This is a genomic window from Peptococcaceae bacterium (assembly GCA_024655825.1).
Lineage (GTDB): Bacteria > Bacillota > Peptococcia > DRI-13 > PHAD01 > JANLFJ01.
In genome coordinates this window covers 20,921-33,276 of record JANLFJ010000012.1, presented here as the reverse complement: position 1 = coordinate 33,276, position 12,356 = coordinate 20,921, and the positions used below count along the sequence as shown (strand labels likewise).

The 12,356-nt window shown below is 51.6% G+C and carries 9 protein-coding genes; 3 read left to right on the top strand and 6 right to left on the bottom strand.

Going from position 1 to position 12,356, the window contains the following annotated elements:
• Positions 1-287 precede the first annotated feature (287 nt).
• Positions 288-1,526, top strand: a complete 1,239-nt coding sequence (locus NUV48_06370) for an IS110 family transposase (protein ID MCR4441761.1) — start codon at positions 288-290, stop codon at positions 1,524-1,526.
• A gap of 573 nt (positions 1,527-2,099) precedes the next feature.
• Positions 2,100-2,471 carry a hypothetical protein gene (locus NUV48_06365; GenBank protein ID MCR4441760.1) on the top strand — a complete coding sequence of 124 codons (372 nt, stop codon included), beginning with the start codon at positions 2,100-2,102 and terminating at the stop codon, positions 2,469-2,471.
• Between the two features lie 83 nt (positions 2,472-2,554).
• Here NUV48_06365 and NUV48_06360 read toward each other — a convergent pair whose 3' ends face one another.
• The 6 genes from NUV48_06360 to NUV48_06335 form a co-directional block, all read right to left on the bottom strand.
• Positions 2,555-3,655: a sugar ABC transporter substrate-binding protein gene (locus NUV48_06360; protein MCR4441759.1), complete on the bottom strand. Its 1,101-nt coding sequence runs from the start codon at positions 3,653-3,655 to the stop codon at positions 2,555-2,557.
• A 118-nt stretch (positions 3,656-3,773) separates the two neighbouring features.
• Positions 3,774-4,817, bottom strand: coding sequence for an ABC transporter permease (locus NUV48_06355; protein ID MCR4441758.1), 1,044 nt, complete (start codon positions 4,815-4,817; stop codon positions 3,774-3,776).
• Positions 4,818-4,836: 19 nt separating this feature from the next.
• Positions 4,837-6,426, bottom strand: a complete 1,590-nt coding sequence (locus NUV48_06350) for a sugar ABC transporter ATP-binding protein (protein MCR4441757.1) — start codon at positions 6,424-6,426, stop codon at positions 4,837-4,839.
• A 49-nt stretch (positions 6,427-6,475) separates the two neighbouring features.
• Entirely contained in the window at positions 6,476-7,783 is a 1,308-nt protein-coding gene (gene hisD / locus NUV48_06345; GenBank protein ID MCR4441756.1) for a histidinol dehydrogenase, read from the bottom strand.
• A 299-nt stretch (positions 7,784-8,082) separates the two neighbouring features.
• The gene (locus NUV48_06340) at positions 8,083-9,624 is read right to left on the bottom strand and encodes a HAMP domain-containing histidine kinase (protein MCR4441755.1); all 1,542 of its coding nucleotides are present in this window, start codon (positions 9,622-9,624) and stop codon (positions 8,083-8,085) included.
• Positions 9,625-9,627: 3 nt separating this feature from the next.
• The gene (locus NUV48_06335) at positions 9,628-10,305 is read right to left on the bottom strand and encodes a response regulator transcription factor (GenBank protein MCR4441754.1); all 678 of its coding nucleotides are present in this window, start codon (positions 10,303-10,305) and stop codon (positions 9,628-9,630) included.
• Between the two features lie 230 nt (positions 10,306-10,535).
• On the opposite strand from NUV48_06335, the gene NUV48_06330 reads away from it, so the two are divergent.
• Positions 10,536-12,347 carry an efflux RND transporter periplasmic adaptor subunit gene (locus NUV48_06330; protein MCR4441753.1) on the top strand — a complete coding sequence of 604 codons (1,812 nt, stop codon included), beginning with the start codon at positions 10,536-10,538 and terminating at the stop codon, positions 12,345-12,347.
• Positions 12,348-12,356 lie beyond the last annotated feature (9 nt).

Sequence of the window (12,356 nt, the reverse complement as noted above, 5' to 3'; positions counted from 1 at the left end):
TTCGCTTCGCTCAAGGCACAAAACGGCATGAAACCGTTGCCCTTGAGCTTTTTTTATTTTAAAACTATCTTGTTGAGATTACAGGCAACTACAAATCACGTGGAGGTGAGTGCGCTGCTCCTTTGGGAGTAGACCGCATTATTATATGTGTAGGTTGTCCTATCAAGCACAAATAAGTGTGCCACCTGAGCACGAAGACTTATCTTTGTATAAACAACTCGTTTATAGCTGGACAATCAGTCAATGCCTGCTTTTCTCAATAATTTTTTTTGCGAAGGGAGACATTCATGTTAAAAATCGTTTACCCCATCTGTTGTGGAATTGATGTCCACAAAAAGTTTCTTGTTGCCTGTATTGCCATTACCAATGACAAAGGGGTTACCACTTACAAGTCCAGACGCTTTTCTACCTTCACCAACGATTTGCGAAAGCTCTCGGAGTGGCTTTTCTCTAATTCCTGTACACAAGTTTGCATGGAATCTACTGGTAAGTACTGGATACCTGTGTACAATATTTTGGAAGCTACCTGTAAAATTACCCTGGCCCACCCAAAGTACGTAAAGGCGATTCGCGGCAAGAAAACCGATAAAAAGGATGCCAAGTGGATTGCTGACCTGTTTAAGCACGACCTCGTTGCCGGAAGCTTTATGCCCCCCCTTCCAATTCGTCAATTGCGTGACTTGATGCGTTACCGTTTTAAGCTCACAAACTTTTGTTCCAGCGAGAAGAACCGGATTCAAAATTGTCTTACTGTATCAAATATCCAGCTTGCCAACGTGGTATCTGATACTTTCGGTAAGAGTTCAATGAGAATCATTGACTACTTGCTTGAAAATCCTGATGATAAGGATTTCGATTTTGTTCCTCTTCTTCACCCATCCATGCTGGATAAGGTGGATAAGATCCGCCTTGCTTTAGACGGAATGATTACACCCGAACAACAGCAAAAAATGAATATTATCCTTCAGCATTACGACGGATTGGAAAAGTGCAAGTCCAATCTTGAATCCTTAATTCTTTCGCTTTCAGAGCCCTATGCCAGGGAACTTTCTTTAGTGTCGACTGTACCAGGTATCAAAAATCTTTTTTCTGCCATCGCTATAATCTCAGAAATCGGTGTTGATATGTCTGCGTTCTCCTCAGCCAAACACTTGTGTTCCTGGGCAGGGGTGACTCCTCAAAACAACGAGAGTGCGGGCAAGAAACTTTCTGTTCGCATTTCCCGTGCCGGTGTTTATATCAAACCTCTTTTAGTCCAATGCGCGAACGCGATTGTTAAAAGTGATAAACACCCTGAAATCAAAGGCCGCTATTTATCTATTAAAAAGCGACGTGGTCATAAGCGTGCTATTATAGCGGTTGCTCGAATGTTGCTTACTGCTATATATCACATCCTGAAAAAAGGGGAACCTTACAATCCCGAACTATACAAAAAGGCGGAAATTATGCCGCAGACTCGCAATATCACTGTAGAGCAAGCTATTTTAATAGCTCAAAGACACGGGTACTCAGTAATTAAAGGTTGATAGTAATTCAAAGTTATCCTTATTAAATTTTCAAAAACCGTCCCATGGATGGTTTGTTTGCTATACCCTTTTTTAGGTAATATCACCCGCGGGCATAGTTTCAGACTTTATCTCTCCTCCTGTTTTTAATACTATACCAATAAAATAAAATGGCTATACTGGTCCGTATAGCCTGAAGAATTGGAGAGTACTTTAGATAATACTTAGTCCACTTAATTCTATTGCCGGACTTAGTACCTGGCCCCCACCTCTCCTTTAATCTTGGGCGGCACCTGCGGTTTCACGCGTTTTTTCGGATAATAGCTGCTGAAAGTCCTTGTATGGCATAACATTTTCGAATCGCATGGACAGTTTGAGGATTAACGTGGTACTGTTCAGCAATTTCCTTTTCACTGAGTTTGGGGTTGCTGATGGTTTCGTCAGCAGAAAGAAGCACATTGGCATGCATGATTGCTTTAGCCGAAACAAATCCTTTAGTAACCAACTTGCTAGTCTAAAGATGAATAATCCCTTCCTAAAGGCAGAGAATAATGATGACTATTCTTATGTTGTCTGAGGGAGGATTCTTCTAATATGTCTGAAAAAAACATCTTGGCTTTTTTTAAAAGTCCTGAACTGGCCCAAAGGGCTGCTAAGACTTTACAAGAGTTAGGTATCGAAGAAATTCAAATTGATCGTTATCAAAGTTATCCAGGTGACGGGATTAATCGTTTTATGAATCCCCTTACTGGACAAACAGAAAGCCTGGCCGGATTAACCCTGGGACTTGAAGAGACAGGCCCTGATTCCAGAGTATTATTGGATGCCAGTGTTAGTGCAAGCGGTATGAGCGATGGAGGAAATGACGTTGTTTCAGGACATGACATCCTTTTAACGATAGTAGTCGATGAGTCCCTTCACCATCAAGCACTAAAAGTCCTAAAGGATTCAGGGGCATTAGTATAAAATGGTATTACGGTAAGCTGCTGTTAATATTGCTAGTGTTAATGCAAAAAGACCGCCACAGGATGTGTGCGGTCTTTTTCATATTATTTCTTCCAGAAGCTGCTCAGCTTGTTTTCCCACAGGCGCGGGTCGTCCACTTTCACTTCCGTGGGGACCAGGGGACCCTGCAGGATCATATAACCGCCTTCTTCAGCCCAGGGATTCTTGACCACCGTAGCCGGGGACCAGATTGCGCCGTCCTGTTTCACCGTGTCACCGATTTGGGGAATGGGTTTGCCTTTCTTCAGGTCATATAGATACTGGACAGCCAAAACGGCAGAATCGTAGGCAGGCTGTTCGACAGCCGCCAGCATTTTACCCTGTTTTATCAGGTCAATACCTTCCGGTCCGATGCAGATCCCGGCGATACCGAAATCTTTGGGATCGAGCTTGTGGGATTCAATAGCAGTAACTACACCCGGGGCCATGATGTCAGGAGTATGTACGTAAATCCCCAGGACTTCTTTGCCGTAACGTGTCAGGAGGTCGCTGGCCCGTTCATGGGAGATGGTATTGTCCCATTTGCCCTCACCCTGTACCACCTTGAGCTGGGGATACTGGCTGATGACTGCCTGGAAACCCTTGTTGCAGGCCCGGGTGAACATGTCTTCCAGGGCGCCGGTGATTTCGATGACTACGCCGTTGGGCACCTGGCCGCCGTTGCGGTCCTTGATACCCTGTACAAATGCTTCGGTGGCCTTCTTGCTGGCCTGTTCAATGTCAAAGGAAATGAAAAGGTCTACCTTACCGCCTTCCGGGGAGGTATCCAGCGCCATGATAGGGATCTTGGCTTCGTTCAGTTTCTTGACGCCGGGCACGATGGCTTTAAGGTCAACAGCCCCAGCCATGATGAAACCATCTACCTTCTGTGTAATGTAGTTGTCCATCAGTTCCATGATTTTCAGGGAGTCGGCCTGGCCGTCCTTGATGTCAACGGTAATGCCCAATTCCTTGGCCTTGGCCTTGGCTCCTTCGGCAAAGGCCACTTCATAGGGCGCCGTCGGGTCTTTGATGACCATTCCGATGGTCATGGGTTTTTCCGCCTGTGTCTCGGCCTTTTTCTCGGCAGGCTTTTGAGCGCAGCCAGCAAAGAGGGCAACCGCCAGCGCAACGATAAATACAGGCAGGATGTTTTTCTTCACCATAATAGAATGCCTCCTTGATAATTTATTTGTCTGTAACCAGTTAAAAGAACGGAGCAAACACGGTTTGCCGGAAAAATATGCACTTTGCGGTATAACTCAGGCGACCGGGCACGGCAGGTCAGCCGGAGACGGGAGGCGCCGCACCCCCTTCGTCTTCACGCTGCTCCAGGGCCAGTTTGCGCAGCTGCTCCTGGTGAAGCAGGCGGTTGCGTATGTAAATTCGCAGACGGTCAATGATGATGGCCAGGAATATCAAGGCGCCCTGGGTCGCATAGACCAGCGTGGCCTGCACCCCGAGCAGCGTCAGGGAGTTGGAAATCATCCCCAGCAGGATAGCCCCGCCCAGCATGCCGACAGGCGTGCCTTTGCCGCCTTCCAGGCTGGCGCCGCCCAGGATGGCGCCGGCGAAGGCCAGCATGACCATCCCGGTCCCCATGGAGTTATTGACGGAACCCTGCCGGCCGGCTGCCAGCAGCCCGGCCACGGCTGCCAATAACCCGCTCAAAACAAAAGCGATAATTACCATGCGGGAGGTGTTAATCCCGGAGACGAAACTGGCCTTTGGGTTGCCTCCCGTCGCCATGTACTTGCGCCCGAAGGTGGTGTACTGGAGCACGAGATGGAAGCCAAGATAGATGACAAAAACCGCCAGAATAGCGGCGGGGATTTTATCGAAAACCCAGCCCTGCCCTAAATAGGCGTAAGTCTCTGGCAGCGGGAAGATGGAAAACGGGACCAAAAAGAGGACCAGTCCCCGCAACATTATCAGCATGGAAAGCGTCTGCAAGAAGGGATTGACCTGAACCCGGGATATCAGGATGCCGTTAAACAGCCCTATCAAAGCCCCAACCAGCAGGGTAATGAGGATGCAGGCCACAGGCCCAAAGGCGCCCGGAAACCACTTGACTGCCAGGAGCATGGCCATCCCGGGCGCAAAGGCCAGGATGGATTCAAGGGATAAATCCAGGTTCCCGATGATCAGGATCAGTCCTTCGCCCAGGACCAGCATGCTCATGATCGACGAATGGTACAGTATATTGATGATGTTGCGGGTTGTGGCGAAGTTGGGAGTGACGATGGCGTTGAACAGGAAAAAAAACGCGACCAGGACCCAGATCAGGTTTTCCAATAAAAACAATTCGATTTTCAGCTTTTTTGACATGCCGTTCACCCTCAATAATTCAATTGGCTGTTGCGCCGGTATGGGACGATTGGGCCAATTCGCCCTGCATGGCCATAAAAATCTGCCCCTCGTTGAACTCCGCACGCTCAAACCCGGCGACAATCCTGCCTTTATACAGGACAAGGATGCGGTCACAGATAAGCAGGAGGTCATCGAGGCCGGGCGAGGTTATGACAACGCCGGCCTGGGCGGCCAGTTTTTCGCGAATGGTGCGCAGGATGCTGTCCTTGGTGGCGATGTCGATACCCCGGGTGGGTTCGTCCAACAGGTAAACCAACGGTCCGAAGGCCGAAATCCTGCCTACCACCACCTTCTGCTTGTTGCCTCCGCTCAACTGGCCTACTTCCTGTGCCGGGGCGGCGGTCACAATCCCAAGTGTTTTTATCAGGCGTGAAACCAGGCTGTCTTCCTTTTTCCGGTCAATAAGCGTGGCCTTGCTAATCTGGGCAAGGGAATTAAGAACCAGGTTTTCCCGCACGCTCAAACCGGCAACCAGTCCTTCCTTCTCCCTGTCTTCCGGCAAGTAAACAATGCCCCGTTCCAGGGCCTGCGAGGGCGAGGCCACCGTGCATTTGCAGCCGGCGATCTCAAGTGTGCCCGCATCGTGGGGGTCAATGCCCACTATGCTTTTGAAGAGTTCCGTGCGGCCGCTGCCCCGCAAACCGGCCAGCCCCACGACTTCCCCTTTCTTTAAAGCAAAATGGACATTCTCAAAACAGCCTGCGCGGGTGAACCCTTCCACCTTCAGGACAACCTCGCCCCCCGCCTGAGCCCGCGAACTCCCGGCCATAACATGTTGCTCCCGGCCGGACTCATCTCCTACTATCAGGGCGGAAAGCTGCTGCCTGTCCAATCCCTCACAGGATATGGTCTTGACCGAGCGCCCGTCACGGATCACGGTGACCCGGTTGCAGACCTTAAGTATTTCATCGGTGCGGTGGGAAATGAGGATAATGGTCTTGCCCATCCTTTTTTGCTCCCCAAGGAGGGAGAAAAAAACGCTCTCATCATCATGGGAAAGGGAGGCCGAGGCCTCGTCCAGAATGATGATGTCGGCTTGTTCCACGCCGCAGGCTTTCGCCAGCAAAAGGAGCTGCTGCTCACTAATGGACAGCTCCCCCGCCTTGGCCCGGGCGTTGATATTTAGCCCCGTCCGCCGCAAGATGTCCTCGGCGCGGCGGAACATTTCCGGCCAGTTGACCAATGGCCCCTGGTGTGGATAGTCGCCCAGGAAGAGGTTTTCCGCGACTGTGAAATCGCTGATCACCTGGGGTTCCTGAGGCACAATGGCAATCCGTTCCCGCTTGGCGTCCAGCCTTGAAAGATGGGCCAGTTTGCGCCCTTTAATCAAAATCTCTCCGCCGGAGGAGGCAACCATCCCGGAGATGATGCCTACCAACGTGGATTTGCCGGCGCCGTTCTTGCCGATGATGCCGTGAACCTCGCCCCGCATTACCTCCAGGTTGACCTTTTGCAAGGCCACGGTGCCCGGATAGATTTTGGTTATGTTTTTCAGTTGCAGGATGACTTCCCGCTTGGGCTGTTCTCCCTGCAACAGGTCATGCGCTCCCCTTTTTGCGGCGTTCATTTTATGCTGCAGCTCCTTAGCTCTGATTCCCGTCCATATTGCTTTCCCGTCAATCCCTGGCAAACCGCTCCAGGATGGCGTTTCCATGGGCGGGGAAGCCTTCGTAGTCGGCCAGTTTGACCATGGCGTCCTTGAGATTGGTCAAACCTTCTTTGGAAAAATATTCAAAGGTAACGTGCTTGACGAAATCCAGGGTCTTTAAGCCCCCGGAGACGGTTGCTTTACGGCCGGTGGGCAGCACATGGTTTGGCCCGGAGCCGAAACAGCCTGTAGAGAGGGGGGTGTAGTGACCCAGGTAGATGCCGCCGGCATTCTTGACTTTCTGCATGTCGTGGAGGGGGTCTTTGGTCATTAGTTCCAGGTGCTCCACCGCATATTCATTGGCATAAGCAAGGGATTCCTCCAGGGAATCGGTTAGGATAATGGCCCCGTACTTGCGCAGGGACTCCACCACGAAGTCCCGGCGGTAATCGCTGAGCCGTTCGATGTGGCGGCCGATGCGTTTCTGAACCTCGTAAGCCAGTTCCGGAACATGGGTGACCAGGACGCCAGAAGAATCAAGACCGTGTTCCGCCTGGATGCAGATGTCGGCGGCGGCAAATTCCGGGTCAGCCGACTCGTCGGCCACGATAAGCCCTTCGCCAGGACCGGCGTGGGTGCCGATTTCCACCTGCCCGTAAAGGAGTTTAAAGGCTGCCAGGACCCACTTGCTGCCCGGTCCCACTATCTTGTCAACCTTGGGCACCGTCTCGGTCCCATAGGCCATAGCCGCTACAGCCTGGCTGCCGCCGATGCGGAAAACGGCGTCTGCGCCGCAGATGTCGCAGGCGATGAGGGTACCTGCAGGCACGGAGCCGTCGGGTGTCGAAGGGGTACAGACCACAACCTGGGACACCCCGGCCACCTTGGCCGGCAGTACGGACATCATCACGGCCGAGGGGAACCATCCGCGGCCGCCCGGCACGTAACAACCCACTTTTTCCAGGGGGATCAGAACCTGCCCGGCCACCAGCCCGGGGGAGATTTCCATGGACCACATCTTTTGCGGGAGCTGGGCGGCATGGAATCTCTTGACGTTGCCGGCAAGCGTCTCAATGGCCTCAACCGTATCCTGGTCAACCTTGTCATAGGCGTCCTTGATTTCCCTGGCCGAAACCTGCACCTGGTCCTTTGTGATGTCGATGCCTTCAAACTGCTTGGTATACTCCACCAGCGCAGCGTCGCCGCGCGCCCTGACTTCATTGATGACCTTTTCCACGGCGGGCAGTATATCGGCGGTCTCCGTCTCGCTGCGTTTCATGATGCGTTCGTAGTCCTGTTTGGCCATCTCCTTAAGCCTATAGACCGGAATATACATTAACATCTCCTCCCATCTTGCTTGTTGCTGCTTAATCCGTCTTTCACCACATAAAACAGGCACACTCCACGCCTACGGGAGCCTGCCCGCTTGCTCTCTCTTAATAATGCAACAAAAATCCCCATCAAGAGTTGTTATTATTAAAACCGGATTCATTATATTGGTATTATATTAGCAATTCAGCGCTTTAATAAAATAATACAACCCGCACGGTTGTTGTGTCAACCAACGTCTTGGGTGACTTCTTTTATTTATGCGCCAGCACTGTTAGGTGACATAAAAAAACAGGTTATCAACTTTCAACCTGCCAAATCGACATCAAACCAGAACTCGACGCCTTCTTTCACGTTGTTGACCCCGTATTCGTTCCGGTGGGCTTCCTGGATGGCCTTCACAATGGATAATCCCAAACCCATCCCGCCGCTTTTTCTCGTCCGCGCCTTGTCAACCTTATAAAAGCCGGTCCAGATCTTGTCCAGGGACTCAGCGGGAATGCGGGCGCCGGTATTGTACACCGAAATCCTGGCTTTGCCGTTAACCCCGCTTATGCTTATCCTGACGATTTTTCTGCCGCCCGCATGGTTTATCGCATTGTTGAGATAATTTACCAAGACTTGTTCGGTCCGCACCGGATCGGCGTTAACCATCAAGCTTTCCGGCGCCTGCGTTTCCAAACTGATGCCCTTTTCCGCAAAGGAGGGTTCGAGTTTTTTGAGCACGTCTTTCACCAGCAGCGCAAGGTCAAAATCAACCCTCTTGATTGAAAACATGCCGGATTCCATCATTGATAAATCCAGGAGGTCCTTAACTAGGATGTCCATTTTATTCGCCTCGTCCATAATGACGTCGCAGTAGAAATTTCTTTTGTCTTCATCGTGGGCGATATTGCTCCTCAGCCCCTCCGCGTATCCTTGAATCAAAAAGAGGGGTGTTTTCAGCTCGTGCGAGACGCTGGAAATGAATTCGCGCCTCATTCTGTCCAGCTTTCTTTCGCGGTCGATGTCCTGTTCCAGCTGCTTGTTCTTTTGATCCAGTTCTCGGATGGCCTTGTCCAGCTTGCAGGAGAGGTTGTTAATGCTTTGCGAGAGCTGGCTGATCTCGTCTTGGCCGGCAACCTGCAGCGTCTCTGAAAAATCAAGCTCCGACATCTTCCTGGTGATCCTGTTCATCTGTTTTATCGGCCGGGTAAACTTTTCGGAGATGAACAGCGCCCATATCCCGGTCACGAAAACGGTAAGCACCGCAATGAGGGCGGTAAAGTTGTTGGATATGGCTGCGCTTTCCGCGATTTCCGCCATCGGCACCCACAGAAGCAGTATAAGCCCGTTGTCCAGCTCCGCTTGGTATCTCAGGGTGTCAATCATTAATCTCGGGTCCTTGGTGATGATGAAGAACGAATTATCCGGGCGCACCTCCCAGCTTTTAATGCCATTGGGGGGAGGCGCCGGAGACTTCTGCGCCGGTTTTGGCGGCCCGTCTCCACTCCTGTCGATGACAAAAAAGGGGTTGTTGTCGCCCGCTTTTTTGGGGAAACCACCAAACTCATGCGGGAAGGGGTAATAAATGTCGCCATCCAGCGTGCCGATGCTGATGGCTATTCCCCTGCTCTTGCCGATCTTTTCCAAGGCAAAAACAAGGTCCTCGTCTTCGAAATCTTCATGCCTGGTCTTTCCCTCTGTCAACCGGCTCAACTCTTGCCTGACCTCGATCAGCGCCTCTTTCTTATGATTGGTGTAATACCTCTCAATAAAGAAGATGTTGAAGCCGTACAACAGGGCGGCAAAAAGCAATATGCCGGCCGTCATGTACAAAAACAGTTTGAGGCGGATGGACATGCTCATAACCTATCCCTCAAAACGGTAGCCAAAACCGCGGATGGTGGTGATGGCGTTCCCCTTTTTTCCCAGTTTCATTCTCAGCCTGTTGATATGGGTATCCACGGTCCTAAGCCCTCCGTAATACTCATACCCCCAAACCTGGTTCATCAACTCTTCGCGGGAAACGACCCGCCCCTTCTTTTCGACCAGGATGTACAATAGCGCATATTCCTTGGGACTTAAAATTATTTCTTTTTTGTCCACAGTAACCACATGCGAGGCGTCGTCAATTTCTAACCCGCCTGAAACCAGCCGTTTTTTTTCGTCCCTGTGCTTCTCTATCCGGCGAAACAAGGCATGAACCCTCGCAATCAAAGCCGTGAGTTTCACCGGTTTGACCACGTAATCGTCCGCGCCGATCTCAAAGCCGTGCACCTCGTCAAACTCTTCGCTCCTGGCGGTAAGCATAATCACCGGCACGTTGGACCTTTTCCTGATCTCCCTGCATACTGTCCAGCCGTCATAGCAGGGCAGCATTACATCGAGCAAAACAAGGTCAACCTTGTTCAAAGACTGAAAAATGTGGAGAGCCTGTTTGCCGTTCTCTGCTTCAACCACATTGAAACCTTCCTTTTCCAGGAAGTCCCTTAGCAATACCCGTATCTTGAATTCATCGTCCACTACCAGCACGGTTTTCTTTTCCACAAGACAACATCCCTCTGACCGCAATATCTCTCACTCATTTTATAACACTTTTCGAATTTTATGTCCATCGACCGGCCGCATTGTTGACAATACTGTAACCAAAAGTTTTTATTCCTGTAACACTCCAAACAAATTGCTGTGAAATTGGAAGGCTATATTGGTAGTGTAAACTTGCCAAAAAGAGGCAAAAACTCGTCAATACTCTACTTTACTTGCGGGGAGAGATGCATGTGATCAGGATCATAAACCGTCTGAAGCCTGGCCGGTGGTCAAGAAAAAGGCTGATAATTGCCGCTGCCGCCGCAACTGCCGTCTTGCTTGCTTCCTTTTTGTTCGTTTATAAAAGCAGCAAGGCTGGCGCGGCTGCCGCAAACTTCGCCACGGCAACAGTACAGCGCGGCACCATCGAGTACAGCATTGACGGCACCGGCACTTTGAGACCTGCCGAACGTTACGCCCTAAAAACGTGGGCCGGCGGCACAGTCACAGAAGTTCTGGTGACGGAAGGAGAACAAGTAAAAAAAGGCCAGCTTCTCATGCGTGTGAAAAACAACGAGCTTGACTCCGCTGCCAAGCAGGCCGCCCTGGAATGGGAAATCGCCCAAAGCGATCTGGAGGAAATGTACAGTCCCCCTTCCGAAACCAATTATGAGCGGCGGGCGGCGGAATTAAAAGTGGAGCAGTACAGGCTGTCCTTGGAAGACAAAAAAGAACAGCAAGAAAAGCTGACGATCAAGGCGCCTTTTGACGGCACTCTCCTGGAAACCAAACTGCTGTTGGGACAGAGAGTGAATTCCGGTGTAACGGCGGCAACCTTCGCCACCACTGACGTGATCGAGATGGTAGCCGACTTTTCCTCCGAGGACGTTCTGGTGATAAGCCCTGGAAAAGAGGCCAACATAAACGTATCAGGCCTCAACAGGACATACAAAGGCCATGTCAGGGAAGTCGCTTTCGTGGGCGATTCTTCCAGCGGGACCTTTGAAACGATAATTGAGATCGACGACCCGGACGAGTACCTGCGCGAGGGCATGAAAGCATATAGCATTGTGATAATAGCAAGGGATCCGGACCAGGACATTTTTATCTTCAAGTCTGCTTCAGGTTATCTTCGCTACGCCCAGTCCGAGGACATAGTCACCGAAGTGAGCGGCACGGTGGCGGAAATCTACCATAAACCGGGGGACAGGATCTTAAAAGGCGAACCGATCATGCGCCTGGCCAACGACGAGTATGCCCGCCAGGTGAAAGAAGCGGAAAACCAGCTGGCTAACGCCGAAGAGGAACTGCGGCTCCTGCTCCATCCGGATCAGGACACGATAAAGGCGCAGGAACTGAAAGTGGAACAGAATTACCAGAAAGTGCTGGCGGCGAACAAAAAATTGGAGAGCCTGAACGTGATCGCTCCTATCGACGGGGTGGTGACCAGCATAGCGGTCAGCCCAGGCGACGAGCTGGGCGAAGACACCTCCAGCGCCGGCCAAGAACTTCTGGTGGTTTGCAACTTTGAAAAGAACTACCTTGAAATACAAGTGGACGAGCTGGACATAAACAAAATAAAATTCGGGCAGGAGTCCTCAGTTAAAATCGATGCCCTGCCGGACGCCGTCGCCACCGGCAAAGTGATCGGGATTGCCCAGGAGGGCACCACCAGCGACGGGGTGACAACCTACACCGTGACCCTGGAGGTGGGCTATGTCGAAGGCATCAAGGGCGGCATGTCGGCCACGGCGACCATCTCCCTGGAGAAAAAAGAAAACGTGCTGCGCATCCCGTCGGAAGCCTTGGTAACCAGCAACGGCGCCAGTTCGGTCCAGGTGCTGGAAAACGGCCAGGCAATAACCAAGCCCGTGAAAACCGGCGTCAACACCGGCAGGTGGGTGGAAATCACCAGCGGCCTGGAGGAGGGAGAGCAGGTCATCATCGCCAAAGTTTCCAGCACCTCCACCACCCAACAGGCCGGTCCGCCGCCGGATATGGGCGGTCCGGGCGGCATGGGCGGCGCACCCGGGCAGCAGCGCTCCACCACCACTAAGAAGTAGAAAGGGACG

What these genes read in the sequence shown, in the direction of transcription:
- NUV48_06370 (MCR4441761.1), top strand. Translation starts at nt 288, where the DNA reads ATGTTAAAAATCGTTTACCCCATCTGTTGTGGAATTGATGTCCACAAA.
- NUV48_06350 (MCR4441757.1), bottom strand. Translation starts at nt 6,426, where the DNA reads ATGAACGCCGCAAAAAGGGGAGCGCATGACCTGTTGCAGGGAGAACAG.
- hisD (MCR4441756.1), bottom strand. Translation starts at nt 7,783, where the DNA reads ATGTATATTCCGGTCTATAGGCTTAAGGAGATGGCCAAACAGGACTAC.
- NUV48_06365 (MCR4441760.1), top strand. Translation starts at nt 2,100, where the DNA reads ATGTCTGAAAAAAACATCTTGGCTTTTTTTAAAAGTCCTGAACTGGCC.
- NUV48_06340 (MCR4441755.1), bottom strand. Translation starts at nt 9,624, where the DNA reads ATGAGCATGTCCATCCGCCTCAAACTGTTTTTGTACATGACGGCCGGC.
- NUV48_06355 (MCR4441758.1), bottom strand. Translation starts at nt 4,817, where the DNA reads ATGTCAAAAAAGCTGAAAATCGAATTGTTTTTATTGGAAAACCTGATC.
- NUV48_06360 (MCR4441759.1), bottom strand. Translation starts at nt 3,655, where the DNA reads ATGGTGAAGAAAAACATCCTGCCTGTATTTATCGTTGCGCTGGCGGTT.